This window comes from Trichocoleus desertorum AS-A10 (assembly GCF_039962155.1).
GTDB lineage: Bacteria > Cyanobacteriota > Cyanobacteriia > FACHB-46 > FACHB-46 > Trichocoleus.
In genome coordinates this window covers 453,989-479,128 of sequence record NZ_JAMPKN010000001.1, presented here as the reverse complement: position 1 = coordinate 479,128, position 25,140 = coordinate 453,989, and the positions used below count along the sequence as shown (strand labels likewise).

The following is a 25,140-nucleotide window of genomic DNA, read 5'->3' as shown; positions in this document are numbered from 1 at the left end:
GGGCACAACGGAAAAGCACAGCAGACATGGCTAGTTTGCAATCGCTCAGGTGCGATCGCGTTCGAGCAATCGGCTATCGAGGTTAAGATCTAGAGTAGAACCATCACACCGAGTTTGAGGGGTTTGGCTGGTACAACCAATTTAGCTGAAATACCCTTCAGAAAATAGACTGAAAAGCTGAAGCAATCTACGTTTTAAGAAGCATAAGGAGTCACACCAAGCAATGACACAAGCAACTCAGTCTCAACAAGGAATTTTGCTAACGGAAAATGGCCTCCGCCAAGTGCTTGCGCTACGAGAAAAGCAAGGTAAGGATCTGTGCCTGCGGGTAGGAGTCCGGAATGGCGGTTGTTCTGGTATGTCTTACCTGATGGATTTTGCTGACCCCAAGGATATTCGTGAAGACGATGACGTGTTTGACTATGACGGTTTCAAAGTCATCTGCGATCGCAAGAGTTTGCTCTACTTATATGGTTTAGTGCTGGACTACAATGATGCCTTAATTGGCGGTGGCTTCCAATTCACCAATCCCAACGCTTCTCAGACTTGTGGTTGCGGGAAGTCATTCTCAGCTTAATTAGCCAGCTTTGAGTTTAGAACCGTAGCCCAAAATTAGTCCAAAACTACGAACCATGCTCCCCTCAGCATGGTTTAATTTATTGCTGCCATCTCAACCATTCAAGTTTTGAACTGATATGACTCAGACCATTGAAGATCTTTTTGATGCAAGCATTGAACGCTACAAGGCAGGAGAAGGCCCAGACACCTTAATTCCTGTGTTCAAAGACATTTGCGAGCGGGCCCGCAAAAGTAGCCCTGCTTGGACTTGCTTGGCTTGGCTGTATCTCTTAGATAACAAACATACCCAGGCTTACAATGCAGCGCAAAAAGCAGTCAAACTCAATCCGCAAGATCCGCAAGCCCAAGTGAATTTAGCGATCGCCATGCTGGAAACCTCCAAAAAAGGCGTCCGTGATCATATCGAGTTAGCTCAACAGATCATGATGGTGGCTAAAGAATTAGAGGACGAAGTTAAAGAAAATCTTGAAGAAGGATTAAGCAGAAAACCCGATTGGAAGAGTTTGCAGCGAGTTCAGCAGTGGCTATTCGAGGCCTAGGAGCTTCATGTGGTAATGAATTGAGCGTTTAGAGATATAAAACTCTCTGTCTATTTATATCGCTCAACAATTACTCAAACAACTTAACGATAAATCCGAAAATCTAATGATAAGATTTTATGAACTAAGCGATAAGCTGAGCTTTTAGCTTTATCGCTGGTTCATTTTTAACATTCACGGAGTTAGGCCGCCATGATCATTGAGAATGTCGCTGTTAAGCCAGAAACTCGGAATCACAAAGGATTTTTTGTCCAAGAAACTTCTTACAGGCTGGTTGGGATGGATCAATCAGGCTGGGCTTTGATTTGTATTGATGATGCAGTTTGCCACTATGTAGATCCAGATGATCTGAGCATTCCCGGAGAAGCAATGAATGATCTGGACTAAGCAGACTTTTTAGATAGTTAATTTCAAAATTATCAATTCTGCTTCTACAATTGTGGCTGTACTCATTGCAAGTACGGCCATCTTTTTTTGTAATCTATTTTTTGTGGCTCTCAGCCTAAACAATTGATGAAAGACAACCTTTTAAAGTGGATTAATCTAGCGCTTGTTGCTGATTTATTTTTAGTTTTATTTAGCTTTTTCTGGCTCGCGATCGCAGTGATAGGCCGTTCTGCGGGCGTTCCTCTAGGCTTAGATTTGTGGTACAAGCTCTGGGACCCTGTGTTTACCCCAGCGCTAGGAATTCTGATGGCAGGAGCTTTAGTCAGTGGAGCCACTAGCTGGATTTCGCAAAAACTGAACCCCAAGATCTGAGGTTTCCAAAACTGTAACTTGCCACCCTGCCCAAGGACGCCAGTGACACAGTAGACATATTCGCTCGATTCAAGTGTTGAGGATATATGAACTGTGCCCCTCTCAGTCGTTCTAGAGCCAGAAATCATTACTTAAAAGCTGCATTCCTGTTACTGGGTGTCATCGGATTAAGCGCTTGTCAAGCCCCATCAAACACCAGCCCACTCACCAGAACCTTAATGGTTTCAGGTAAAGGTGAAGTCAATATTCCAACCACCCTCACCCAAGTACAACTGGGAGTAGAAGTCCAGAATCAGACGGCTGAGGCTGTGCAACAACAAGTGGCGCAGCGATCGCAAGCTGTGGTTAAGCTCCTCCAGTCTCGCCAAGTCGAAAAGCTAGAAACCACTGGCATTCGGCTCAGTCCTCAATACAGCTATAAAGATGGAGAACAGAGCATCAAAGGCTATTCGGGGGCAAACATGGTCAGCTTCCGGATGCCAACAGACAAAGTTGGCACCTTACTAGATGATGCCGTCAAAGCAGGCGCAACCCGGATTGATAGCGTTTCCTTTGCTGCCTCCGATGAAGCGATCGCCACAGCGCAACAGGATGCAATTCGGAAAGCCACTGCCAAAGCTAAAACTCAAGTGAGTGCAGCTTTAGGTGCTTTAGATCTCCAACAACGAGAAATCGTCAACGTTCAGGTAACAGGGGATAACCAAATGCCCCCGCCCATGCCAATGGCGATCGCCGGAGAATTAACTCAAAACAGTAAAGTACCTACGCCCATAATCGGCGGAGAGCAGGAAGTTGCGGCAATTGTGACGCTACAAGTCCGTTATTAGCAGCCTTAACACTGAAAACCTGAATGCTGAAAAGACAAAGCGATCGCGACCCGATGAAGAGTGGCGATCGCTTTGTAACAAGTTCAAGATTAGGCTAAAGCACTAGAAAGGGTAAGAGCTTCCTTTAGTAGATCTGCCTTATCGGTTTTCTCCCAAGGCAACTCTAGGTCAGTGCGGCCCAAATGACCATAAGCAGCCACATCTTGATAGAAGCGACCACCCCGCTCAGCTGGAAGCTTTTGCAAATTAAAAGCTTTGATGATGCCTGCTGGACGCAACTCAAAGTGCTGTTGCACTAGCTCTAGGAGTTTCTCATCATCTACCTTGCCCGTACCAAAAGTCTCCAGCATGATGCTGACCGGGCGAGCCACACCAATGGCATAGCTCAACTGCACTTCACACTTCTCCGCTAGTCCAGCCGCCACGATGTTTTTAGCGACATAACGGCAAGCATAAGCAGCACTACGGTCTACTTTGGTGGGATCTTTACCCGAGAAAGCGCCGCCACCGTGACGAGAGTAACCACCGTAGGTATCTACAATAATTTTGCGTCCCGTCAGACCAGAGTCACCCTGAGGGCCACCAATGACAAACTTGCCTGTAGGATTTACGAGGAAGCGCGTGTTCTCATCGGGTTCCACAGAAATATCTGCAAAGATCGGTTCTACGACCAAAGACCAGAGATCTTCCTTGATCTTGGCTTGCACCGCAACCTCATCAGTGATGTCACCGATGGTAGCTGTATGCTGCGTAGAGATCAAAATAGTATCGATGCCAACCGGACGGCCATCTTCGTAAGCGACCGTGACTTGAGTTTTACCGTCTGGGCGTAAGTAAGACAGTTGTCCAGTTTTTCTAACGCTTGCTAAGCGGCGGGCAATTCGGTGAGCCAGACTGATCGGCAAGGGCATCAGTTCTGGTGTTTCGTTGCAAGCAAAACCAAACATAATGCCTTGGTCGCCTGCTCCGGTGACATCCAGGTCTTCTGTACTGGACTCTTCACGGCGCTCCTGTGCCGCATTCACACCCTGAGCGATGTCGGGGGATTGCCGATCTAAAGCTACTAAGACGGAGCAACTATTGGAACAGAAGCCGTTCTCGGCACCTGTGTAGCCAATCTCGGCAATTTTCTGGCGAGCTAGCTCAATGTAGTTGACGTTGGCTCTGGAAGTAATTTCGCCAGTAATCAAAACCAAACCTGTATTGACAACCACTTCAGCCGCAACTCGGCTAGTGGGATCTTGAGCCAAGAGGGCATCTAAGATAGTGTCCGAGATTTGGTCGCAAATCTTATCGGGGTGGCCTTCGGTAACTGATTCAGATGTAAAAAGGTAGCGACGAGACAAGGAAATATCCTCTCTTTAGCTAAACGGACTAGCGCTCAGGGGTTAAGTTCCGGAATTATACCACTTGTGGTCATGCTCGTAGCCCCCCGACCTAGGCTCCCATAACCAAAGTGCTTCTCTGACTGAGATCAATGGTTTGCAAGCAGTTTTTATTCTGCGCTCAATACTTCAATTTCTTCCCACCGCGCGATCGCTACATCTGCATCTGGTAAATCGAAGGACTCAGCCCATCCCCAGGTTGCCCCAATCCCACCTGCTGCTCCCGCTGCTTTCGCCATCACCAAATCCGCACTGGAATCACCCACCACCAGCGTTGCCGCAGGCTCTACCTCCAACGCTGCGCAAGCCTGCTGAAGCAATCTGGGGTCAGGTTTCGTGAGCCCTAATTCAGTGCCCATTAGTAGATCAAAATACGGCTCTAACTCATACCTTTGAGCAAAATCTTCGACATTATCGGTGCTATCTGAGGAAAGAATAGCCGTCTTCACGCTAAAGGTTTTGAGCGATCGCAAGCAAGGCAATGCATCTGGATAAACGGCTGTGTAGTCAGCCTTACGCTGAAAATGCTGATCTGCTGCTTTGAAGGCTGTCTGAGCGATCGCCAACGACTGCACCCAATCTCGACCCGTGGCCGCAACATAAGCGGCGGCAGCAATTTCATTCTCGCGGCGACTGCCCACGGCTAAAGCGCCCGCAGGGTTGAGGTGACCGCCTACTAACCCAAACATTGGCAACAGCGATGCTTCTATGCCTGCGACTTCTAGATTTAGCAGGTGCGATCGCATCTGACCTAACTTGATCAAAAAAGATTCTGAATTCGCCAGCGTCCCATCCTTGTCGAAAATCACCGCTTCAATATTGGTGAAGGTTAAGTGCTGGCAGCGAACAATTGCCAAATCTATCCCTCCTGCAAACTCGTTAAAACAATAGAACTAAGACAATAAAAATGAAGAGGAGTCAACCCCCTCTTCATTCAAAAACACTTAGATAATTGATTGCTAGCTCACAGAGGAAAACAATCTGTAGCAGCACTAGCCCTGTAACTGAAATCTAGTCGTTGAAAGTCTAGATTTCTACAGCTGAAGGTTGCTCTTCTACGACTTCCTCAGGAACTGCTGCTTCTACCACTTCTTCCTCAGCTTCCTCAACTGCGGCAGGAACCTCTTCGATGGTCACGCCCTCTTGCTGCGCTCGGAGTTGCTCACGATACTTAGCGGCCATTTCCTCTGCCTTTTCATAGACAACCTGAGGATTCTTTACCATGTCGCCGGGTTCTGGTTCCAACTGCTTAGTGGAAAGGGAAATCCGACCACGCTCAGCATCCAAGTCAATGATCATGACCTTCACTTCATCATTGACGTTGAAAACACTGTGGGGGGTGTCAATGTGATCGTGAGAAATTTCAGAGATGTGCAACAGACCGCTCACACCACCGATATCGATAAATGCACCATAAGGCTTAATACCGCGCACAGTACCAATGACCACCTCACCAACTTCCAGGCGGTTCATCTTACGCTCAACCAGCGCCCGACGATGACTGAGGACTAGGCGGTTACGATCTTCGTCTACTTCTAAGAATTTTAAGGGTAGCTCTTCGCCAACCAGCTCTTCTTTAGGCTTACGAGTACTGATGTGAGAACCAGGAATAAAGCCGCGCAATCCTTCAATTCTGACCAGCGCGCCACCCCGGTTGGTCGCAAATACGCTAGAACGAACCGTCGCATCTTCTGCTTGCAACTGACGGACCCGCTCCCAAGCTCGCATGTATTCAATTCGACGAATAGACAGAGTCAACTGTCCATCTTCATTCTCATCCGTCAAAATGAAAAATTCGCGAGTTTCGTTCGACTGCAATACTTCTTCGGGAGCGTCAATTCGGTTAATTGACATTTCCTGAATGGGAATATAAGCAGCCGTCTTAGCACCGATGTCAATCAGAGCGCCCCTCGGTTCCAAGCTGAATACTGTGCCGGCGACCACATCGCCAGGGCTGAAATGATAATCGTATTTGTCGAGTAGGGCTGCAAAATCGTCGTGTGTAAAGCCAATGTCCTTAGCCGTTGTTTCCTGATTGACCATGCTAATTGTTTCCCAGTGTCTAATCTATTTGGTAGTTTCGTCTCCTATCGATGTACACGCACGTTTACTAATGTGCAGCCTACACCTGTATCCCCCCCAAGCACTATTGTAGGAGATCTGCTCTAGATGGTTTGTGGGTTCAGAAGAACTATCATAACGCAATAGCTTCCCCCGCTAATATCTTTAGAGGGGTTTTTATGAATTTCTATAACAGTTTTATAATTCTTAGGAATGGGTCATAAAGGCAGCGGGTGTTTCTTGTTCAGATCCTGCCTCAGCACCAGCTACAACATCAATGCTGCTCTCAGCAGCCTCACTAGTCCCCTCTCCTTGATTGAGACATCCTTGCAGGTGATTGAGCGTATCAATGAAGTCTCGAATCCCTCGAAATTGGCGATAGACCGAGGCAAATCGAATATAAGCAACTTCACTCAAAAACTGTAGACGCTGTAGTACCAACTCACCAATCTCAGTGCTCGGCACTTCGCGGACTGCTCTTTGCTGTATTTCAGCTTCGATTTCATCGACCAAGGCTTCTAAGCGGGCTGAACCAACGCCTGTTTTTTCGCAAGCTCGTACAATCCCTCTGAGCAGTTTGGAACGGTCAAATGATTCGCGATCGCCATCTCGCTTGATGATTGCGATCGGCACGTACTCAATGCGCTCGTAAGTCGTAAAACGGCGACCACACTTCAAGCATTCCCGCCGCCGCCGCACACTTTGACTCGCCTCCGCAGAGCGAGACTCAAGAACGCGATTATCGGGGTGCTGGCAGAAGGGACACCGCATACTTACCCAATCCTTTGAGCAGGAAAAGAATCAAAGGTGAAAACCTGAGCCGCTTCAACTGCAAGCTGTTCAGAGGAAGAGAAGTAAAACTCTTTAAGAACAGCGCCGAGGCTCAGGTCATCAAAAACTTTGAATTGTTGCTTCTGGGAGAATTTTACATCAGTAATGTAATTTTACTGAATCTGAAGCTATTTACCGATCCGGGGTGGCTCGCGGAAAGCGATCGCAAAGAACAGCACTCCGATCGCCAAAGTCAAAATCAAAATGTAAGCAACGGCTTCCATGTCAAAAATTCCTGAGCAATCTAGCTAACTATTAGTTTATCAACAGAAGGAGAAGAACGGCCTAACGAATTAACCTCTATAGGTTGAGACGTCGTTAGACCATTCTCAGCAATTTCTCCAGAGTCTTAGACAGCTTCCTTCCGGCGGGTACTCTTGTCACCCACTTTCTGGAACAGACCCCACTCAACTTGCTCCTCAAGGTCAGCCTCAACCCCAGCAAACACGTCGCGGAACAGAGTCCGCGAACCGTGCCAGATGTGACCGAAGAAGAACAAGAGCGCAAAGACGGCATGTCCAAAGGTGAACCAACCACGAGGGCTAGTCCGGAATACCCCGTCAGAGTTTAGAGTTTCGCGATCGAACTGGAAGGGCTCACCCAATTGAGCCGCACGAGCATAACGCTTCACAGTCGCAGGATCATTGAATGTTTGACCATCCAATTCACCACCGTAGAAGCTGACAGTTACACCAGTCTGCTCAAAGCTGTATTTAGATTCAGCCCGACGGAATGGGATATCTGCCCGAACTACACCTTCGCTGTCAGTCAAGACAACTGGGAAGTTCTCAAAGAAGTTAGGGATACGGCGCACAAACAGCTCGCGACCTTCAGAGTCGGTGAAGACAGGGTGGCCTAGCCAAGTCTGAGCGATTCCATCACCTTTGTTCATCGGACCTGTACGGAACAAACCACCCTTCGCAGGGTTGTTGCCCACATAGTCGTAGAACGCTAGCTTCTCAGGAATCTCTGACCAAGCTGTTTCGAGACTGCCGCCTCCAGCAACAGTGGCTTCAACACGACGGTTGATTTCTTGGTGGAAGTAACCTTGGTCCCACTGATAACGAGTTGGCCCAAACAGCTCAATGGGGGTGGCAGCATTGCCATACCACATCGTACCTGCAACCACAAAGGCAGCAAAGAAAACAGCCGCAATACTGCTAGAGAGTACAGTCTCGATGTTACCCATCCGCAGCGCTCGGTAGAGCCGCTCTGGAGGACGAACACTGAGGTGGAATAAACCAGCAATAATTCCAACCGTTCCAGCAGCAATGTGGTGAGCCACAATACCACCAGGGTTAAAGGGGTTAAATCCAGCAGGTCCCCACTCTGGAGCTACAGGCTGGACACTGCCTGTTAAGCCATAGGGGTCGGAAACCCACATTCCGGGTCCAAACAAGCCTGACAAATGGAATGCACCAAAGCCAAAGCAGAGTAAACCCGACAAGAACAAATGAATGCCAAACATTTTTGGCAAGTCGAGGGCAGGTTCACCAGTCCGAGGATCTCTGAACAGTTCTAGATCCCAATAAACCCAGTGCCAGCAGGCAGCGAGGAATAGCAGACCGGAAAGGATAATGTGAGCAGCTGCAACACCTTCAAATGACCAGATACCAGGATTGGCTGCCGCTTCACCTGCAATGCTCCAGCCACCCCAGGATTGAGTGACACCCAAACGAGCCATAAAGGGTAGAACAAACATGCCCTGACGCCACATGGGGTTCAGGACAGCATCGCTAGGATCGAAAATAGCCAGTTCATATAACGCCATTGAACCGGCCCAGCCTGCCACAAGTGCAGTATGCATTAGGTGTACAGAAATCAGTCGCCCTGGGTCATTCAGAACGACTGTGTGTACTCGGTACCAGGGTAGTCCCATTGACTACGCTCCTCCTCTAGATATTCCTACTTCAACGCTTCTTTCAGCATTTTGTTAAGGTGCCGGATACTGATAAACCTACCAGATCTAGAACCGCTGTAACTCTTTTGCCGTTTAGCACTGTCTACCAAAATTGCCTCTAAACAAGACAGCTTAAGCAGTTTGACAATGCGCTTATAAAGATGAAATGTATAAAGAAGTGTAACCAGTGTTAGAGCCTAATGCAAGCAAAGTTGATGGTTCCGCAATAGTCCTTCGTGACTTGTAACAGCCTTCAAGATCCTGACATCTTCCGGTTTCTAACTAAGAGCTGGCAGAAGGGGCCTCCTGGATCAGGTCAGCAGCAAGTCATTTGTTAGCTTAGAAACGGGCAGCTTTGATTCTGAGAAAGAATTTGCATTTCTTGAACCTTGAATGGCTAAGCTGATACATTTTTGCTGCAATGCCCATGCCACTTGGATAGAGCAGCTTTTGTGATGATGGGTGAATGTAACGAAGGGACAAAGAGGGAAACGGGTATCGGGTATGGGAAATATTAAATTCATCAAAGAGAATAAAGAGATCATCGCAGCGGATGGAGCCAACCTGAGATTTAAGGCGATCGAGAATGGGATCGATATTTATACCTTCATTGGTAAGATGACGAACTGCGGCGGGTATGGCCAATGTGGTACCTGTATCGTCGAGGTTGTGGAAGGGCTAGATCATCTCTCTCCTCGCACTGAGGTGGAAGATCGCAAACTCAAAAAGAAGCCTGATAACTATCGACTAGCTTGCCAAGCCCTCGTAAATGGGCCTGTGAGCGTGAACACTAAGCCTAAAAGCTCTTAAGGAGAGATTGAGGGTAGGTGTTGGCAGGCAACCCATCTGTGATACAAGATAGACAGAGCACTGAAGGCTCTTTCAAAGCCCAGTTCTAACAACAGCATTGCCAGTGGCGGCAACTTGTTTACTTGAGTGAGCTGGGCCTGTTAGTAACTTTGAAATGAATTTGAGGCTGGGTAATGGAAGTTAATGAATTAGGCTTTGTCGCAAGTATTCTGTTTGTGTTGGTTCCAGCAGTCTTTTTGCTGATTCTCTATATCCAAACTGCCAGCCGACAATCAGCAGACCAAGACAAATAGTTTGCTGGAGAGATCGAGGGACGTTGGGTTGTGCTTTTACTTTCCTCTCGACGGCTGCAAAACTTGGGTTAATTTACGTTTCCGATCAACTGAATTGGATTGATACTGCTAAGCGCCTACTTGTTATGGAGTGTGGCGCTTTTGCTATGGCTGCGATCAAACTCTCCTTTTGAGAAAAGTTCTTTGGTGGGGTAGGCTATTGCGCTCCCAGAAGACACGATCGCAGTAGCCCTGAATGTGGCGATCGCTTTCTGCTAGAGCCAAACGTTTAGCTGCCAAGCAAGCATAGTACTCGTCTAGTTCAATTCCGACAAACTGCCGCTCCAGCTTTTTCGCGACCACAGAAGTCGTTCCAGAGCCAAGAAATGGATCGAGAACCACAGCACCCACGGGTGAGCTAGCCAAGATAATTTTGGCAATTAGCTTCTCTGGTTTTTGGGTGGGATGGTCGGTGTTTTCCGGCATGGACCAGAAGGGCACGGTCATATCGGTCCAGAGGTTGGAGGCTGCGGTCAACCGAAAGTTTCCCTCTGAGGTATTTTGCCAATCTTTGGGTTGCCCTGACCCATCTGTGTAAGGAGCGCGAACTTGACGCTTCAGTTGCACTGCCTCAGCATCGAAGTAGTAGTGTTTTGAGACGGTACAAAACCAGATATCTTCGGCACAGTTTTTCCAATTGGCTTTGGCTCCCCGACCTTTTTCGCGCTCCCAAGTGATGCGATTGCGAACTGTGAGATAGCGCGAGGCGATCGCATAAAGGGCGAGAGAAGATTGCCAGTCGCCACAAAGATAAACCGAAGCTGTGGGCTTCAGCACCCGCACTAGGCGAGACAACCAGCTATCTACCCAATCACTGTAGTCTTCTAGCGATCGCTGCTTCACCCATTGCTGATTAAATTGCTTGGTGAGGTTGTAGGGAGGATCAACCACCAATAAATCCACAAATTGCTCTGGCAACCAGTCCAAAACTTGGAATAAGTCTTGGCAGATGGTTTGGTTAAGGACTGCATCAGCGGTAACTGGACCACTTAACTGCAACAGTTGGGATTGGTAATGCGATCGCTCCGCTTCTGTCAACGTCAGGGTACGATTTCGAGCGGCTCTGACTCTCTCTGCCACGTTTCACCCTCTAAAACAGGCTTGGCTCTAGAGTAGCGTCTGAAAAACCGCTCAGAAGTTTTGCTTCACAAAGCAACAACCTGGACTAGATCTCAGGAGTGACTGCCTCTAGCCCAGGTTGGTTGACTCAACTCAATTAACTGCAAACTTAACCGACTGTACGCTCTAGCAGCACCGGGCAATTGGCATAAACCCGCACGTAATCAGATAGGGAGCCGCCTAGCAGGCGATCGAGATCAGGCAAGCCTTTGCCAATTGCAGGACGGCGATCGGGAGAGCCTAACATCAACAGGTCAACGCTCATCTCTTCGGCTAAGCGACAAATTTCTTCTCCGGGCTTACCGCTGGTGGAAATGCAACGGTAGGCAATGCCCCACTTTTTCGCCGCTGCTACAGCAGGAGCCAAGACAGGATCTTGCTCTGGATTGTGCATGGTCACACCGGATCTTTCTTTCTTGGGATTAACGTGAGTTAGGAGCAATTGTCCTCCCTTCACATCGCGCAACAAGAAGGTCGCTAAGTCAAGTGACTTTTTAGCCGAGTCAGAGTTATCCATCGCCACCATGACACGATGGATTTGCTTCACATAAATGTCGTCCTTGACGAACAACATGGGACGAGAAGAAGCTTGGAACACATACTGGCTGACAGAATCTTCTAAAATTGCCTCTAGGCGCTTGAGGCCACGGGAACCCATAATCACGAGATCGGCATCAATCTCGTCAGCGACGCGGCAGACTTCATCCTTAGGATTGCCTTCCCGTAGAATCGTCGTAACATGGCCCGAATCAAGGTGCAGGGATTGCACAGCCGCCTCTAGGAGCTGTTGGCCTTGCTCCCGCTTTGCAGCCATTGCTTCAGCCGTAATTTGGGGCTGCACTACGTGGAGAACTGTAACGGATGCCCGTTGCATGGACGGAATGGCCATTAAAGCCTTGAGCATCTCTTCAGAGTGTCCATTTCCGGAGTCAGCTAGCAGAATTCTCTCAATCATGGTTTCGCCTCGTGCCCAACAAAATTGTCTAGTTTCTTAAATTGATGCCTGAACAGTTCAGTGATTGGTAACACCTTTTAATCATTCATTAAGTTGAATGATCGAATGGCTCAAAAACTTTAGCCTTCTTCTTACAAGATCATCATATCTACCGATAGTGAATGGTTCTATTCTCTTAAAGATTTGTGATTCCAACTTCTTGTTAAGAAGTGTCACGATTATTAGGTCAAAAGTATCTGTGTAAAGGATTTGTAGTGATCAAACTCAGTTTTCATTCTGGGAGGGAAGTAAAAATCGACAGTTTGAATTGATTCAGCAAAATTAGGCCTAGGCGAACTTAAATAATCTGAACAATTAGTGTAAAAATTAGTTTAGAAATTAATGTAAAACTTAGATTTTTTAGGCAATCGCAACGTGTCGGAAAGTAAACAAATACAACCTCAAGTTCCTGCTTCGGGAGCAATTCAAAGCCCACCGTTGTTCGCATCGGGAAGTTGGTTTGAGTACCCGGTGCGGGTTCATCCTAACCATACTGACTATGCTGGAGCCGTTTGGCACGGTGCCTATGTAGCTTGGATGGAAGAAGCTCGGATTGAATGCCTACGCGCAATCGGCATTGATTATGCTGACTTGGTCGCGCTGGGTTGTGACTTGCCTGTAGTGGATCTGTCAGTGCGCTATCATCGCTCCCTCCGCCTGGGGATGTCGGCGCTCGTGAAAGCTCGGATGGCCGATGTGGATGGAGTGCGAATCAACTGGGATTATCAGATTCAATCTCCGGACGGGGCGGAACTGTACCTGACAGCGCGGGTGATCTTGGTAGCGGTTGATCGGGAAAAAGGCAAAATTATGCGGAGACTGCCGCCCGCTGTCAAAGATGCCTTGGCTCGATTGGTAGGTGTGAGCTAACGAGCTTGCAATTAGCTGTCAAACAGGAACTGCCAAACAGCCTGAACGATTTGGAGAACTTGATTCCATACTTCTTGGAAACCAATACCAAAGAGCAGTTGCAGCGCCAAAATCACTAAAGCGACCAAGATGGCCGTTTTGACTGTGGTTTTGACCAGGTTGATTAAAGCCGTAAAAACCAGTGCCGCCACGATGAGGGCAGCGAGGATCAGGATCAGTTCTCCACCCATCATGTCACCTCCAATTTCCAAGCGATCGTCCAAACTTAGATTCAGCCTAAGCTTGCCTGTGGCTAATGAATGACTGGAATGAGTCGATGTTAGCGCAGAGAGATCAGGCGATCGCCTTGGTTCAGTTCCTCAGTAGCTTGCAGAACGGCTTGTCTAGCCCATTGGTCAGCGGCCACAATGTTTTCTAAGGTTGGAGTCGCTGAGTTTTGGGTTTGGTAGCGATCGCAAGCGGTTTCGATTAGGCGAGGGATATCTAAGAAGCGAACCTTTTCGTCGAGGAACAGGGCTACTGCTTGCTCATTTGCAGCGTTGAGAACCGCTGGCATCGAGCCACCCGCACGACCCGCAGCATAAGCCAACTGCATACAAGGATACTTCTGGTGATCAGGAGCGCGGAAGGTGAGGTCGCCTGCTTTCACCAAGTCGAAGCGTTCCCAGTTGGTGTAGATGCGATCGGGCCAAGAGAGAGCGTAGAGTAGAGGTAGGCGCATATCGGGCCAACCAAGCTGGGCCAAGACAGACGTATCTTGCAGTTCAATCAGCGAGTGAATAATGCTTTGGGGATGGATGACGATCTCGATGTCGTCGTAGTCCATGTCGAAAAGGTAGTGCGCTTCAATGACTTCCAAGCCCTTGTTCATCAAGGTGGCAGAGTCTACCGTAATCTTCCGCCCCATTGACCAGTTGGGGTGCTTGAGTGCATCGGCTACCGTCACCTGGGGCAGTTTCTCGACGGGCCAATCCCGGAAAGCTCCACCGGAAGCAGTCAACAAAATCCGTCGCAGTCCACCCTTGGGAACCCCTTGTAAACATTGAAAAATGGCGGAGTGTTCCGAGTCGGCAGGCAAGAGCTTAATGCCATGCTTCTCGACTAAGGGCAGCACAACTGGGCCACCTGCAATCAGAGTTTCTTTGTTAGCGAGGGCAATATCTTTTCCGGCTTCAATAGCCGCGATCGTGGGTAGCAAACCTGCACAACCAACAATTCCAGTGACTACGGCTTCTGAGTCGCCATAGCGTGCGACTTCCACAATTCCTGCATCCCCGGTGAGCAGGATCGGTTGAGGGTTGAGGTCTGCGATCGCCTCTTTCAGCTCTTGGAGTTTCTCCTCGTCACACAGGGCCACAATTTCTGGCTTAAATTGCCGAATCTGTTGCGCCAGTAGTTCGACATTCCGTCCCGCCGCTAACCCAACAATCCGAAATTGATCGGGATATTGAGCTACGATGTCTAGCGTTTGCGTACCAATCGAGCCAGTGGAGCCGAGGAGAGTAATTGCTTTCACAATCGCTTAAGAATTGACTGCAATTCCACTATAAATGGCGATGGACACGTTCTAACCAACCAGAAGCTGGGTTTATTTCTGCTCAACTCATGCTGGCTTTATGTAGGGCGATCGCGCTACGAACCCTTAGCCTCTCGGAGCATCATTAAAAGGTCAAGGGATGTGGGTTCAGCAACACCGAGGATGGTGAGGATGGTATGAGCTTGACCACGATGGTGAGTCTGGTGATTAAAGAAGTGAGAGAGAATTTCGCCCAGAGGTTGACGGTGAGCTGCTCCGTCGAGCGTGTGATAGCTCAACTCTTGATTAAGCTCTGCTTCAGTTAATCCTTCAATAAATTGCAGAATGCGATCGTCTTCGGCTTCTCTGGCGGCTTGGAGGGAAGGCAAGTCATCAAAGGCGATCGCGTTCAACTTGTCAGGATGCTCTCCGGTTCCAGTCATGCGCCGCATCCAAATGCGATCGGCAGTGAGGATGTGGTTGAGAGTTCCTTGTAAGCTGCCAAAATACGCGCCCACGTTTTTACGATAGGCTTCATCGGGCAATTCACGAGCCATTTTGTAGAGTCTGGCATTCACCCAAGCATTGTATTTCGCGATCATCATAAAATGCGATTTTAGATTCACAAATCTCCTATGAAATAGAAGCTTTTCTTGAGATTGTAGACAAACTCCTGAAAAGAAATTACTTGGCATCGAAACTGTACTTTAAGGTTCAAGCGTCAATTCAAGCTTTTCACTTTTCCACAGGCTAATCATCTAAACCGAAATGCTTTGACAGCTTTTCTATCGTAAAGCTGCTAGTTAATCGACATGCTGTATGTTGAATAGCAAACAGTCCTTTTTCCCAATGGGCCTCATTTTTTGGCAAGGTTTTAATCCATTCAACCCGAACAATATACTCACATAAATCCAAATCATCAGCCTTCGCTCCCATATTTAAAGCTTTAAGAGGAACATTCAGAATTGGAAGTTCTTGGTTATCAACAACCACCTTAAAATCCTTGACAGGGAGAGGACTATCTTTCACTGTTCCAACACCGACGTAGCCTGCTTTGGGTATATTCACAAATACCCTAGCACCGGGAAACAAAAGCTTTAAGGTTTGGCTGTACCACTTGCCCTGTCCACCTGAGATAAAGCCATACTTTTGGCAATCATCCCAAGTCCTGTGGTCACCTTCTCCAAGACTGATATAGAAATCTCGACCATTCCAAGATTCGCTGCTCTTCCTGCTTTTTGATTGACTAGCCTTCCGTTCAGCCTCTTTAGGATCAATCAGCCAAGTTCGGGCTAAATAATCACGATCATCATCTCGGAAAAAGCGAAAAAATACTGCATTGACTGGCACACCATAATTGTCTGCAAGGTAGCCGATAATTCGTTCTGTACTGGTATCCAGCTCTGATGCAACCACCACCAACTCATGTCTTTGATTTATCTGCTCTGGCAAACTTATACCAAAAGTCTCATCAAACCCCTCTTCTAATTTTTTGCCATTATTTTGATCTGAATAAATTTTAGACACCTCATCATAGGAAAGTGCTTGCACCCAAGAAGCGTAGTCAAGTAGTTGAGCTATTACTTCACGAGGGGTTCGATCTTTTTTTAGCTCAATGATAGATAGGTTTCCTGACATATCCATTGCGAGAATATCAATAAACCCTCCATATAGGGTTCTAATCTGTCTGCCAATCAGCATTAGTTGTGGAGATAAAATTGATAGATCCTTGGTGAGAGCATCTTCAAGCCTTATCTCAGAGTCAATGGCGGACATAACAACTTTCTCTGGCTTATCTCCTAATCGCCAAATTCCAACTTCAATAGGCATCTTTTCTCCTTATAAAATCTAGCTACAGAAATTATGTCCTAATCTATCCTCAGTAAGCTGACTTAGAGAGGCGTTTTGGGTTGATATAGTAACAAAGCGGGTCGCAACCCTAATCCTTATTGGCTTCTCGACCATGTCCTCGGTGGATTCTTCACAGCAGACCATTTCTGTCACCTTAGATACAGCATTAGTGCAACAGGTAGATCAACTGACCAGCGATCGCGATCGCGCTATTGCAGAAGGCTTGCGTTGGTGGTGCGAAAAGCAATCCGCTCAACAACGGCTAGCGTTTGCACAAGCTCGACACGAACGCCATGAACGCGACGAAACTGGGTGGCTAGTGTAAGCGACATGATTGCACTCGAAGCCGACAACCTGAGCAAAACCTATCGCGATCGCGGCAAACAGATTCAAGCCGTGCGCGACGTTTCCTTAACCATCAAACCCGGAGAAGTTCTCGCGTTTTTAGGGCCAAACGGAGCAGGCAAAACCACCACCATCAAGATGATTGCAGGCTTGATTCGGCCTGACACTGGCTTTGTCAAAATTGCTGGCAGCGACCCCCACCGCGACCCTCGCGCCTTAAAGCTGCTCGGTGCAGTATTAGAAGGCAACCGTAATGTTTACTGGCGACTCAGCCCAGAAGAAAATCTGGAATACTTTGGCATGTTGCGAGGGTTGGATCAACGTCAGGCGAAACGATATGGGCGATCGCTGCTAGAACGCTTTGGCTTGATGGATAAACGTCGGAGTCCAGTGCAAGCGTTGTCACGAGGAATGCAACAGAAACTAGCGATCGCCGTGGCTTTGGTGCATCAACCGCAGCTTTTACTATTAGATGAACCCACCCTCGGCCTCGACGTAGAAGCCACAGAAAACGTCAAAGCTTTGGTGCGCGAGATTGCTCAAGAGGGACGGGCCATTCTGCTCACCACCCACCAACTCGACGTTGCCGAACAGCTTTCCGATCGCGTGGCGATTATTCAAGCAGGTGAAATTATTGCTGAGGAACCTACCCGTGAGTTAATTCGGCAATTCTCTGGGTCTGCTTACACCATTGAACTCGAAAGCCCATTGGATGCCAAGCAGAGTCAGGCGATCGCAGCCTTGGGTGCAGTCGTTAAAACTGAACAAACCGTATATGTTCAGGGTGCTGAAACGTTGTATCAGGTGTTTGCTATTTTGCAGCCCTTGCCGATTCTGCGGGTGAAGAAAGACCAAGCTGATTTGACAGGCATCTTTTTGAAACTGGTGCGGGAGGGGCGAGATGCTTAATTTATTTTGGGCCGAGTTACGGCGGAGTTGGATTCAGTTCATTCGTTACCCTGCCGACGCGATCGCCGGACTCTTGATCACCACATTGGTCTTCTACGGGCTATTTGCCAGTGCCCGTTACATTGCTGGGCCTACCGTCCAGTTTGGCGATCGCTTAGATGCGATAGTCATTGGATATGTGCTGTGGACGCTGTTGATCTTCATCATGAACGACATCGCCGTTGGTTTACAGGCAGAAGCCCAAACCGGGACGCTAGAGCAGTTATTCCTATCTCCCTTCGGAGCCTCACGAGTCTTCTTGATGCGGGCGATCGCAAGTCTCACTCTCCGCTTATTCCTGACTCTCGTAGGGCTGCTGATCATCATGGCAATTACAGGTAGTCGGCTCAATTTCAGCTTCAGTTTATTTTTACCGCTCAGCACCATTCTGCTTGGAGCCTACGGTTTATCTTTTGCGCTCGGAGCCTTGGCGTTGCTGCTCAAGCGGGTACAGCAAGTGTTAGGCATTTTTCAATTTGCCCTATTGTTCCTAATTTCAACCCCCACTGAAGATTGGACAGGTTCACTGCAAATGTTATCAAGAATCTTACCGATGACCGCTGGGGCAGGTGTACTGAGAGAACTAATGGCAGAAGGGCAAGCCCTAGATTGGAACGAGTTGGCGATCGCCTTTATAAATGGAGCCGTGTATTTGGTGGTAGGAGTATTGCTATTTTGGCAAGCCGAACGCCAAGCTAAGCAACGAGGTCTGCTAAGCGGATATTGACAGTCTAAAATATTAGCTCTGGCGGCTGAATCTCGCTTATTATTAACAAACAAATTCTACCTGTTAGAACTATCCTTATCATCTTCTCGTGAGGACAAAATGAATCTCTGGCAAGATTTTCTAACTAACGACCAAAAGATCATTCATAAATGGGTGCATTACTTTCCCATTTACGAGCGTCATTTTTCTGGCTGGAGGAATAAATCTCTTACTTTTCTTGAAATTGGTGTTTCACGAGGTGGTTCCCTGCAAATGTGGCAACGTTTTTTTGGCCCACTTGCAAAGATTGTGGGAATTGACCTGAATCCGGAATGTCAAGAGCACGAATCACCAGGGATTTTCGTCCGCATTGGCGATCAATCAGATCACTCTTTTCTTCAAAGTGTAGTTGATGAGTTTGGCATTCCAGATATTGTGTTAGATGACGGAAGCCATCAAATGAATCATATTACAAGTTCATTTCAGTTCTTTTATCCAAAAATGCCTAAGAATGCAATCTATATGGTTGAAGATCTACATACTGCCTATTGGGAAGAATATGGGGGAGGATTAGAAAAACCTAATACTTTTATCAATATTGCTAAGGATTACATCGATAGACTGAATGCAGACCATACACGAGGAAAAGTTACGCCAGATTTGATTACGAGAGAAACATTTGGTATCAGTTTTTATGACAGCATCGTGTGTCTTGAAAAAGGAGAAGTTTTCTGGAAGCAAGCTCCTATGATTGGAGGTCAGTCTGAATTTGTTTAGCGCTAATTTGTCAAGCTAATCTTAATCACCTAACCACCTGAAAGAGCTCTCTAGCAACGCCCTTGTGTATTGGCTGTCGTCTTTTTTGTCTATGACAAGCCTATACGTATGAACCGTCGTATCTTTAGCGTGGAGAGGGCTTCAAGACCCTATCCATAAACTGTTATGCAACCTCAAACTACCTCGACTACCGCACAAACTATTTTACCCACGCAGTTCTACACCTGGAAAGGATATCGTTGTGCTTACGAGGTACAAACTCCTACCGCTCCATCCCCAGGAACTAAAACGCCTCTGTTGTTGATTCATCCGATTGGAGTGGGGTTGTCACGGCATTTTTGGCAGCGCTTTGGGAGAGAGTGGTATCAAGCGGAGCATCGTAACCCTATCTACAACCCTGATCTGCTGGGCTGTGGCAACAGTGATATGCCTCACGTGACTTATACCCCCGAAGATTGGGCGGAGCAGTTGCAGTACTTTTTGCAAACAGTGATTCAGCAGCCTGTAATTCTGGTGGTGCAGGGAGCTTTATTTCCAGTTGCGATCGCCCTTACCCAACTGCAAAAAGAGACAAATTTAATTCGTGGGTTAGTGCTATCTGGTCCTCCCGCTTGGCCTGTGATGACTAAAGCTTCTAAGTCTTGGCAGCGACGACTCTCCTGGAATCTCTTTGACTCTCCCCTGGGGGCAGCCTTCTTCCGATATGCCCGTCGCCCCCAATTTTTGCGATCCTTCTCTACCAAACAGCTGTTCGATCGCGCCGAAGCGGTGGATCAAGAATGGGTAGATATGCTGGTACGGGGCGCTCAAGATCCCGCCAGTCGTCATGCGGTGTTTGCTTTCCTCGCGGGCTTTTGGCGGCAAAATTACGAGCAGGCGATCGCCTCAACTCAACAACCCACTCTGGTAGTGGTTGGGGAAACTGCCTCCAGCATTAGCCGCTCTGGCAAACAGGAAACTCCCGATCAACGCATTGCTGACTACCTCGCCCATCTTCCTCAAGGCCGTAGCCTCAAGATGACAGGTCGCAATGTCATGCCCTACGAAACAACCACCGAATTTGTCCAAGCGATCGCGCCCTTTGTGCAGGAATTGTCCCAGTAGAGGCAAAGTGCTTAGTTAGGAGTTGTTGCCTGAGCAACAATGATTGTGATCAATCTGCAAACAAATTGTTACATTTAGGCAATAGGCTGGTGGCTGTTTTACAGGTCACCCCTAGTTTTACAGTCACTTGAACTGGCACACATTGCTTTGACGAGCCCTATGAATTCAGATTCTTTGCCTGCCGAACCTAGTATTCCGCCCGCTACTGATGCTGGAATTGACAACGCATCACCGGAAGCGGAAACTTCTCCGAAGCCTAGTTACGTCAAATTAGCCATGCGTAACATGGTGCGCAAACGGGGTAAGTCCTTGTGGCACTTCACCTTGACCACCGTTGGTTTATTCACCGTTCTGATTGGTTTGGCTTATCTGACCCGCTAAAGAATTTTTATCCACTGATTGGGATTGATGGGGAGACTCAAGCGTGCAAGTTGAAGTGAGTGTTCAGGATTGCTTCTACTCATCTCCTGAGCCTGAAAGTGCCGAGCTAGAGTCCAAATTGCCAGAACTGGATCATCCAGAAGCGAATCAAACTGGGGCGATCGCCAATAGCCCCATTGCGATTGAAAAGTGGGACATTTGGTTTCAGAGTTGGCTGGAAGCTTTGAGTCAGGTAGATCAAGCAGATCAAATTCCGCTGGAGCTAGACCAAGCTTATGAATTGAGTTTGAGATTGACTGATGATGCTGAAATCCAAACTCTGAATGCTCAGTATCGCCAAATCGATCGGCCAACCGATGTGCTAGCATTTGCCGCCCTAGAAGTAGACAGCCCGCAGTCGGAGGAGATGCGATCGCTACCTCTGTATCTAGGAGACATTGTAATTTCTGTAGATACTGCTCAGCGCCAAGCAGAACAACAAGGGCATGAGGTGACTTACGAGTTAGCGTGGCTAGCCGCTCATGGCTTATTGCATCTCTTAGGCTGGGACCATCCTGACGATGACAGTTTGGTGCGAATGTTAAGTCAGCAAGAAACTCTGTTGCAAGTGGTTGGTTTTGCTACTAGAACAGGATAGACTGCTACTCCAAAGGAGAGCCTGTTGCCCAACTCCACTAACACCTGTGCTTCCCTGCCTATGTCCCCAGATCTCTCAACTCAAACCTCTAACAAAGTGAGTGATAAGGTAATTGCCAAACCGAATCGGGATCTATCCTGGCGGGTTGCTGCTAATTTGTGGATTAGTTTCAAATATGCTTGGGCGGGTTTGAGCTACGCCTTCCGCACCCAACGCAACTTTAGAATCCATGTCATCGTCGGCAGTCTAGCGATCGGCTTGGGTGCTTTTTTACGGCTGAGTGCAGTAGAGATGTCAATCATTAGCTTGACGATCGGAGCTGTACTGGCGATGGAACTGCTCAATACAGCCCTAGAGTCAGTGGTTGACCTAACGGTGAAGCAGTCCTACCATGAACTCGCTAAAATTGCCAAAGACTGTGCGGCAGGTGCAGTACTGATTTCGGCGATCGCTGCCATTTTGGTCGCAAGTTCCCTGCTGTTGCCGCCACTCCTAACCTTGCTGCAATCTACTTTACGCTAGAGATCGGCAAAACCAGCGGCAGTTGGTTAGCTAATGCATCCCTAGTTCTTACTCCTAGGAGTCAATCTTGATTCTTGTTATTGATAACTACGACAGTTTTACCTACAACTTGGTGCAGTACCTAGGTGAACTTGGTGCCGAATTACCTGTCGCGGCTGAAGTCCAAGTCTATCGCAACGACAAAATTTCCCTAGAGCAAGTGCAGCAACTCCAACCTGATGCAGTGGTGATTTCTCCAGGGCCAGGTCGCCCAGAGGATGCAGGCGTTTCGCTAGAGCTGATTCGTCAGTTAGGCCCCACCCTACCTATTTTGGGAGTTTGCTTAGGCCATCAAAGTATTGGTCAAGTGTTTGGCGGCAATATTGTCCGCGCTCCAGAGTTGATGCACGGCAAAACCTCGCAAGTTCATCACATAGGGCTAGGAGTTTTTCGGGACTTAGAAAATCCCTTGACGGCAACCCGATATCATAGCTTGGTGATTGAGCCACAAACCTGCCCAGACACGCTAGAAGTCACAGCCTGGGTGGATGACGGCACGATTATGGGGGTGCGACATCGGAACTATCCTCACATCGAGGGCGTCCAGTTTCATCCAGAGAGTATTCTGACTAATTCGGGTAAGCAGTTATTGCGGAACTTTCTGTTGTCGGTTGGCGATCGCCAATTAGCGCTTAGCCACTAACGCTTAGCAGTTAAGGCCAGAAAATCTTGTAGCCTATTTACGGAGGCGAATTGAGGAGCACTAATCCTTAATCCTGCTCCAGCGATGGCGCTAAGCTTACCCACGAATCGCTAACAGCTATTAACTAATTGCAAATTGGCGATTTAGATGCACACACAGGGGACGTGAGGAGAAAGATGAAACGGCGACAGTTCATGCGCTACGCGCAGGCGGGTTTGTTGGCTGCTGGAGGCCTGGGTTTAGCTTCTGGTTTTGAAGCTTATCAAGCCCAAACCAGCAATGGCTTGTCAATTAAGTGGCTAGGGCATACCGCATTTTTATTTACAGGTAGCGGCCAGCGCATCCTGACTAATCCGTTTCGACAACTAGGTTGCACAGCAGGCTATCGCAGCCCAAAAGTGAGTGCGGATTTAGTGTTGATCAGCAGTCAACTTTTGGATGAAGGAGCCGTTGAGGAACTTTCCGGTAACCCCAAGCTGTTGTATCAACCAGGGGCTTATCAGGTAGCGGGTCTTCAGCTCCAGGGCATTAGCATTGACCACGATCGCCGGGGAGGAAAGCGCTTTGGTACTAATGTGGCTTGGCGCTGGCAGCAAGGCGGCATCACTGTTATGCATCTTGGTGGAGCAGCGGCTCCCATTTCCATTGAGCAAAAAATTCTGATGGGTCGGCCTGATGTGTTGCTGATTCCAGTCGGGGGTGGCCCTAAAGCTTACAATCCACAGGAAGCTAAGCAGGCAGTGCAGATTTTGAATCCGAAGGTAATTATTCCGACTCATTACCGTACGGCTGCTGCCGATGGCGCAAGCTGCGACTTAACTTCTGTAGATGAGTTTCTGGCCTTGATGGAGGGCGCTAATATTCGCCAAGTGCAAAATGATGCCATCACCATCAAACCGGGTGATCTGCCCCCAGAAGGTTCTGTCGTCCGGGTTCTGAGCTATAAATTTTAGCGTTTCATCACTTCTGCCAGTCGATTGATAGAGGTGTAATTTGCCTTATCCAGCTAAAATCGCAGGTGTAAGAATCGCTGAGGCAGGGCAAGCCTTAGAAGCTCATGCAAACTCTTGATTTTTCCTCCTCCGAGCAGGCAGAGCAGTTTCGTCATCTACAGGCTTTGTTGTCCGATCGCTGGCAGGCGATAGAATCGTTTGATCCCAGCGATGCGGATATTATTGTCATTCCCTCCCTCAGCTTAGATCAGCGAGAGTTGCTAAAGATTCAAGGGGTACACCACTACGAAGAGCGGTTGTTGTTCTCACTAATTCGGCTGCGTAACCCCCGGACTCGTTTGATCTATGTCACGTCGCAGCCGCTGCATCCCAGCATTATTGATTACTATCTACAACTGCTGCCTGGGATTCCCTTCTCCCATGCTCGCGATCGCCTGTTGCTGTTTTCGACCTACGATTCTGCGTCCACTTCGCTGACTCAGAAGATTTTGGAGCGTCCGCGCTTGATGGAGCGGATTCGGCAGGCGTTGCGGCCCGACAAGACCTTTATGATCTGCTACAACTCCAGCCCCTTGGAGCGGGATTTGTCTTGTCAGCTTAATGTACCCCTGTATGCCCTTGATCCAGATTTGTTGTACTGGGGGACAAAAAGCGGCAGCCGCCAAATCTTTGCGGAATCTGGGGTTCCTTGCCCAGATGGCAGCAAGTTAGTACGGAGCGTGGATGAACTAGCCGCGGTGGCGGCAGAGTTGTGGGAGCGCCAACCTCTCTTAAAGCGGATGGTAATCAAGCTGAATGAGGGTTTTTCAGGTGAAGGCAATGCCCTGCTAGATCTCCGTCCCATTCTTAGCTTGGCTCCGGGACAGGCAACTCACGCCGAAAGAGTGAGTGCTATCCGCGATCGCTTTGAGGGCATGAGCTTTCAAGCAAAGTCTGAAGTCTGGAGCAACTTTAGTAGCCGCATTCCAGAACTAGGAGCGATCGCTGAAGCATTTATTGAAGGAGAGGAAAAGCGATCGCCCAGCGTACAAGGTCGCATTACTCCCACGGGCGAGGTGGAAATTCTCTCGACCCATGACCAAATTCTCGGTGGCCCTGATGGACAAATTTATCTAGGTTGCAGCTTTCCCGCCGATGAGTCTTACCGCTTAAAACTGCAAGAGTTAGGACGGCAAGTAGGCAAGAATCTAGCGGCCAAAGGGGTTCTAGAACGATTCGGGGTTGATTTTCTCGCGGTGCCACATCACGACCCCAAAACCGAACAAACCCAATGGGATTTGCAGGCGATCGAGATCAATCTGCGTAAAGGGGGAACGACTCACCCTTTCATGACCCTCAAGTTTCTTACCAACGGTCGTTATGACCTCTCTAGTGGCTTGTTCTACAGCCAACAAGGGCGACCTAAGTATTACATGGCCACCGACAACCTGCAAAAAGAACGCTATCGTGGGTTGCTCCCCAACGACCTGATGGACATCATCGCTCACCATCAGCTGCACTTTGACAGCAGCACCGAAACGGGAACTGTATTCCACCTCATGGGAGCGTTGTCTGAGTTTGGCAAAGTGGGAGTCACCAGCATCGGCAACTCGCTTCAGCAAGCCGAAGACATCTACAACCGAGTGGTCAAAGTTTTAGACGAAGAAACCCAAACCAGACCCTCTGCCAATTGGCCCTCTCAACCTCACGTGCCGATCACTTGGCAGCGATAA

Annotated in this window: 31 protein-coding genes; 19 read left to right on the top strand and 12 right to left on the bottom strand. The window is 48.3% G+C overall.

Annotation, left to right across the window (positions count from 1 at the left end):
- Positions 1-223: 223 nt before the first annotated feature.
- The 5 genes from NDA01_RS02170 (at position 224) to NDA01_RS02150 (ending at position 2,704) form a co-directional block, all read left to right on the top strand.
- Positions 224-577 (top strand): HesB/IscA family protein, encoded by a 354-nt coding sequence (locus NDA01_RS02170; RefSeq protein WP_190433816.1) that lies wholly within the window; start codon positions 224-226, stop codon positions 575-577.
- Between the two features lie 118 nt (positions 578-695).
- Positions 696-1,118 carry a tetratricopeptide repeat protein gene (locus tag NDA01_RS02165; RefSeq protein ID WP_348226700.1) on the top strand — a complete coding sequence of 141 codons (423 nt, stop codon included), beginning with the start codon at positions 696-698 and terminating at the stop codon, positions 1,116-1,118.
- A gap of 192 nt (positions 1,119-1,310) precedes the next feature.
- Positions 1,311-1,505 carry a hypothetical protein gene (locus NDA01_RS02160; protein WP_190554661.1) on the top strand — a complete coding sequence of 65 codons (195 nt, stop codon included), beginning with the start codon at positions 1,311-1,313 and terminating at the stop codon, positions 1,503-1,505.
- Positions 1,506-1,631: 126 nt separating this feature from the next.
- On the top strand, positions 1,632-1,877 hold the full coding sequence (locus NDA01_RS02155) for a DUF8620 family protein (protein WP_348226699.1): 246 nt from the start codon (positions 1,632-1,634) through the stop codon (positions 1,875-1,877).
- A gap of 86 nt (positions 1,878-1,963) precedes the next feature.
- Complete coding sequence (locus tag NDA01_RS02150) at positions 1,964-2,704, top strand: SIMPL domain-containing protein (protein ID WP_348226698.1); 741 nt, start codon at positions 1,964-1,966, stop codon at positions 2,702-2,704.
- 89 nt (positions 2,705-2,793) lie between these two features.
- Here NDA01_RS02150 and metK read toward each other — a convergent pair whose 3' ends face one another.
- The 6 genes from metK to psbB form a co-directional block, all read right to left on the bottom strand.
- On the bottom strand, positions 2,794-4,050 hold the full coding sequence (gene metK, locus NDA01_RS02145) for a methionine adenosyltransferase (protein WP_199298975.1): 1,257 nt from the start codon (positions 4,048-4,050) through the stop codon (positions 2,794-2,796).
- 149 nt (positions 4,051-4,199) lie between these two features.
- Complete coding sequence (locus NDA01_RS02140) at positions 4,200-4,946, bottom strand: HAD family hydrolase (protein ID WP_348226697.1); 747 nt, start codon at positions 4,944-4,946, stop codon at positions 4,200-4,202.
- Between the two features lie 169 nt (positions 4,947-5,115).
- A complete protein-coding gene (locus NDA01_RS02135) occupies positions 5,116-6,132 on the bottom strand; it encodes a 30S ribosomal protein S1 (protein ID WP_348226696.1) in 1,017 nt (338 codons plus the stop codon).
- Between the two features lie 225 nt (positions 6,133-6,357).
- Positions 6,358-6,921 carry a transcriptional regulator NrdR gene (gene nrdR, locus NDA01_RS02130; protein ID WP_348226695.1) on the bottom strand — a complete coding sequence of 188 codons (564 nt, stop codon included), beginning with the start codon at positions 6,919-6,921 and terminating at the stop codon, positions 6,358-6,360.
- 188 nt (positions 6,922-7,109) lie between these two features.
- Positions 7,110-7,205, bottom strand: coding sequence for a photosystem II reaction center protein T (locus NDA01_RS02125; protein WP_190433832.1), 96 nt, complete (start codon positions 7,203-7,205; stop codon positions 7,110-7,112).
- Between the two features lie 125 nt (positions 7,206-7,330).
- Positions 7,331-8,860 carry a photosystem II chlorophyll-binding protein CP47 gene (psbB, locus tag NDA01_RS02120; protein ID WP_190433834.1) on the bottom strand — a complete coding sequence of 510 codons (1,530 nt, stop codon included), beginning with the start codon at positions 8,858-8,860 and terminating at the stop codon, positions 7,331-7,333.
- Between the two features lie 525 nt (positions 8,861-9,385).
- On the opposite strand from psbB, the gene NDA01_RS02115 reads away from it, so the two are divergent.
- Together NDA01_RS02115 and psbM are read left to right on the top strand one after the other, a co-directional pair.
- Entirely contained in the window at positions 9,386-9,691 is a 306-nt protein-coding gene (locus NDA01_RS02115) for a 2Fe-2S iron-sulfur cluster-binding protein (RefSeq protein WP_190433836.1), read from the top strand.
- Positions 9,692-9,864: 173 nt separating this feature from the next.
- Entirely contained in the window at positions 9,865-9,984 is a 120-nt protein-coding gene (psbM, locus tag NDA01_RS02110) for a photosystem II reaction center protein PsbM (protein ID WP_190433838.1), read from the top strand.
- A gap of 156 nt (positions 9,985-10,140) precedes the next feature.
- Here psbM and NDA01_RS02105 read toward each other — a convergent pair whose 3' ends face one another.
- Positions 10,141-11,103: a DNA-methyltransferase gene (locus tag NDA01_RS02105; protein WP_348226694.1), complete on the bottom strand. Its 963-nt coding sequence runs from the start codon at positions 11,101-11,103 to the stop codon at positions 10,141-10,143.
- Between the two features lie 148 nt (positions 11,104-11,251).
- Entirely contained in the window at positions 11,252-12,097 is an 846-nt protein-coding gene (locus NDA01_RS02100; protein ID WP_190433841.1) for a universal stress protein, read from the bottom strand.
- Positions 12,098-12,511: 414 nt separating this feature from the next.
- Here NDA01_RS02100 and NDA01_RS02095 point away from each other — a divergent pair, with 414 nt between their 5' ends.
- Positions 12,512-13,006: an acyl-CoA thioesterase gene (locus NDA01_RS02095; protein WP_348226693.1), complete on the top strand. Its 495-nt coding sequence runs from the start codon at positions 12,512-12,514 to the stop codon at positions 13,004-13,006.
- Between the two features lie 11 nt (positions 13,007-13,017).
- Here the strand turns inward: NDA01_RS02095 and NDA01_RS02090 are convergent, their stop codons facing one another.
- The 4 genes from NDA01_RS02090 to NDA01_RS02075 form a co-directional block, all read right to left on the bottom strand.
- Complete coding sequence (locus NDA01_RS02090) at positions 13,018-13,269, bottom strand: hypothetical protein (protein ID WP_348226692.1); 252 nt, start codon at positions 13,267-13,269, stop codon at positions 13,018-13,020.
- 56 nt (positions 13,270-13,325) lie between these two features.
- On the bottom strand, positions 13,326-14,522 hold the full coding sequence (gene dxr / locus NDA01_RS02085) for a 1-deoxy-D-xylulose-5-phosphate reductoisomerase (protein WP_348226691.1): 1,197 nt from the start codon (positions 14,520-14,522) through the stop codon (positions 13,326-13,328).
- A 116-nt stretch (positions 14,523-14,638) separates the two neighbouring features.
- Positions 14,639-15,127, bottom strand: coding sequence for a DinB family protein (locus NDA01_RS02080; RefSeq protein ID WP_348226690.1), 489 nt, complete (start codon positions 15,125-15,127; stop codon positions 14,639-14,641).
- 145 nt (positions 15,128-15,272) lie between these two features.
- Complete coding sequence (locus tag NDA01_RS02075) at positions 15,273-16,352, bottom strand: DUF8606 domain-containing protein (RefSeq protein ID WP_348226689.1); 1,080 nt, start codon at positions 16,350-16,352, stop codon at positions 15,273-15,275.
- Positions 16,353-16,485: 133 nt separating this feature from the next.
- Here NDA01_RS02075 and NDA01_RS02070 point away from each other — a divergent pair, with 133 nt between their 5' ends.
- From NDA01_RS02070 to NDA01_RS02020, 11 genes are all read left to right on the top strand, one after another.
- The gene (locus tag NDA01_RS02070; RefSeq protein ID WP_348226688.1) at positions 16,486-16,698 is read left to right on the top strand and encodes a hypothetical protein; all 213 of its coding nucleotides are present in this window, start codon (positions 16,486-16,488) and stop codon (positions 16,696-16,698) included.
- A gap of 5 nt (positions 16,699-16,703) precedes the next feature.
- A complete protein-coding gene (locus NDA01_RS02065; RefSeq protein WP_348226687.1) occupies positions 16,704-17,627 on the top strand; it encodes an ABC transporter ATP-binding protein in 924 nt (307 codons plus the stop codon).
- The gene (locus NDA01_RS02060; RefSeq protein ID WP_348226686.1) at positions 17,620-18,393 is read left to right on the top strand and encodes an ABC transporter permease; all 774 of its coding nucleotides are present in this window, start codon (positions 17,620-17,622) and stop codon (positions 18,391-18,393) included. The genes NDA01_RS02065 and NDA01_RS02060 overlap by 8 nt, the downstream gene beginning before the upstream one ends.
- A gap of 99 nt (positions 18,394-18,492) precedes the next feature.
- Positions 18,493-19,149 carry a class I SAM-dependent methyltransferase gene (locus NDA01_RS02055; RefSeq protein ID WP_348226685.1) on the top strand — a complete coding sequence of 219 codons (657 nt, stop codon included), beginning with the start codon at positions 18,493-18,495 and terminating at the stop codon, positions 19,147-19,149.
- Between the two features lie 165 nt (positions 19,150-19,314).
- Positions 19,315-20,253: an alpha/beta fold hydrolase gene (locus NDA01_RS02050; protein ID WP_348226684.1), complete on the top strand. Its 939-nt coding sequence runs from the start codon at positions 19,315-19,317 to the stop codon at positions 20,251-20,253.
- A gap of 159 nt (positions 20,254-20,412) precedes the next feature.
- Positions 20,413-20,634 carry a DUF3285 domain-containing protein gene (locus tag NDA01_RS02045; RefSeq protein ID WP_348226683.1) on the top strand — a complete coding sequence of 74 codons (222 nt, stop codon included), beginning with the start codon at positions 20,413-20,415 and terminating at the stop codon, positions 20,632-20,634.
- A gap of 43 nt (positions 20,635-20,677) precedes the next feature.
- A complete protein-coding gene (gene ybeY / locus NDA01_RS02040; RefSeq protein ID WP_348226682.1) occupies positions 20,678-21,271 on the top strand; it encodes an rRNA maturation RNase YbeY in 594 nt (197 codons plus the stop codon).
- Positions 21,272-21,295: 24 nt separating this feature from the next.
- Complete coding sequence (locus NDA01_RS02035; RefSeq protein ID WP_431193292.1) at positions 21,296-21,793, top strand: diacylglycerol kinase family protein; 498 nt, start codon at positions 21,296-21,298, stop codon at positions 21,791-21,793.
- Positions 21,794-21,860: 67 nt separating this feature from the next.
- On the top strand, positions 21,861-22,475 hold the full coding sequence (locus NDA01_RS02030) for an anthranilate synthase component II (protein WP_348226681.1): 615 nt from the start codon (positions 21,861-21,863) through the stop codon (positions 22,473-22,475).
- 176 nt (positions 22,476-22,651) lie between these two features.
- On the top strand, positions 22,652-23,428 hold the full coding sequence (locus tag NDA01_RS02025; RefSeq protein WP_190561539.1) for an MBL fold metallo-hydrolase: 777 nt from the start codon (positions 22,652-22,654) through the stop codon (positions 23,426-23,428).
- A gap of 104 nt (positions 23,429-23,532) precedes the next feature.
- Positions 23,533-25,140, top strand: a complete 1,608-nt coding sequence (locus NDA01_RS02020; RefSeq protein ID WP_348226680.1) for a peptide ligase PGM1-related protein — start codon at positions 23,533-23,535, stop codon at positions 25,138-25,140.

What these genes read in the sequence shown, in the direction of transcription:
- NDA01_RS02075 (WP_348226689.1), bottom strand. Translation starts at nt 16,352, where the DNA reads ATGCCTATTGAAGTTGGAATTTGGCGATTAGGAGATAAGCCAGAGAAA.
- NDA01_RS02100 (WP_190433841.1), bottom strand. Translation starts at nt 12,097, where the DNA reads ATGATTGAGAGAATTCTGCTAGCTGACTCCGGAAATGGACACTCTGAA.
- NDA01_RS02125 (WP_190433832.1), bottom strand. Translation starts at nt 7,205, where the DNA reads ATGGAAGCCGTTGCTTACATTTTGATTTTGACTTTGGCGATCGGAGTG.
- NDA01_RS02170 (WP_190433816.1), top strand. Translation starts at nt 224, where the DNA reads ATGACACAAGCAACTCAGTCTCAACAAGGAATTTTGCTAACGGAAAAT.
- NDA01_RS02070 (WP_348226688.1), top strand. Translation starts at nt 16,486, where the DNA reads ATGTCCTCGGTGGATTCTTCACAGCAGACCATTTCTGTCACCTTAGAT.
- NDA01_RS02135 (WP_348226696.1), bottom strand. Translation starts at nt 6,132, where the DNA reads ATGGTCAATCAGGAAACAACGGCTAAGGACATTGGCTTTACACACGAC.
- NDA01_RS02060 (WP_348226686.1), top strand. Translation starts at nt 17,620, where the DNA reads ATGCTTAATTTATTTTGGGCCGAGTTACGGCGGAGTTGGATTCAGTTC.
- NDA01_RS02065 (WP_348226687.1), top strand. Translation starts at nt 16,704, where the DNA reads ATGATTGCACTCGAAGCCGACAACCTGAGCAAAACCTATCGCGATCGC.
- NDA01_RS02050 (WP_348226684.1), top strand. Translation starts at nt 19,315, where the DNA reads ATGCAACCTCAAACTACCTCGACTACCGCACAAACTATTTTACCCACG.
- NDA01_RS02165 (WP_348226700.1), top strand. Translation starts at nt 696, where the DNA reads ATGACTCAGACCATTGAAGATCTTTTTGATGCAAGCATTGAACGCTAC.
- NDA01_RS02045 (WP_348226683.1), top strand. Translation starts at nt 20,413, where the DNA reads ATGAATTCAGATTCTTTGCCTGCCGAACCTAGTATTCCGCCCGCTACT.
- psbB (WP_190433834.1), bottom strand. Translation starts at nt 8,860, where the DNA reads ATGGGACTACCCTGGTACCGAGTACACACAGTCGTTCTGAATGACCCA.
- nrdR (WP_348226695.1), bottom strand. Translation starts at nt 6,921, where the DNA reads ATGCGGTGTCCCTTCTGCCAGCACCCCGATAATCGCGTTCTTGAGTCT.
- psbM (WP_190433838.1), top strand. Translation starts at nt 9,865, where the DNA reads ATGGAAGTTAATGAATTAGGCTTTGTCGCAAGTATTCTGTTTGTGTTG.
- NDA01_RS02155 (WP_348226699.1), top strand. Translation starts at nt 1,632, where the DNA reads ATGAAAGACAACCTTTTAAAGTGGATTAATCTAGCGCTTGTTGCTGAT.
- NDA01_RS02160 (WP_190554661.1), top strand. Translation starts at nt 1,311, where the DNA reads ATGATCATTGAGAATGTCGCTGTTAAGCCAGAAACTCGGAATCACAAA.
- NDA01_RS02080 (WP_348226690.1), bottom strand. Translation starts at nt 15,127, where the DNA reads ATGATGATCGCGAAATACAATGCTTGGGTGAATGCCAGACTCTACAAA.
- NDA01_RS02150 (WP_348226698.1), top strand. Translation starts at nt 1,964, where the DNA reads ATGAACTGTGCCCCTCTCAGTCGTTCTAGAGCCAGAAATCATTACTTA.
- NDA01_RS02020 (WP_348226680.1), top strand. Translation starts at nt 23,533, where the DNA reads ATGCAAACTCTTGATTTTTCCTCCTCCGAGCAGGCAGAGCAGTTTCGT.
- NDA01_RS02055 (WP_348226685.1), top strand. Translation starts at nt 18,493, where the DNA reads ATGAATCTCTGGCAAGATTTTCTAACTAACGACCAAAAGATCATTCAT.
- NDA01_RS02025 (WP_190561539.1), top strand. Translation starts at nt 22,652, where the DNA reads ATGAAACGGCGACAGTTCATGCGCTACGCGCAGGCGGGTTTGTTGGCT.
- NDA01_RS02115 (WP_190433836.1), top strand. Translation starts at nt 9,386, where the DNA reads ATGGGAAATATTAAATTCATCAAAGAGAATAAAGAGATCATCGCAGCG.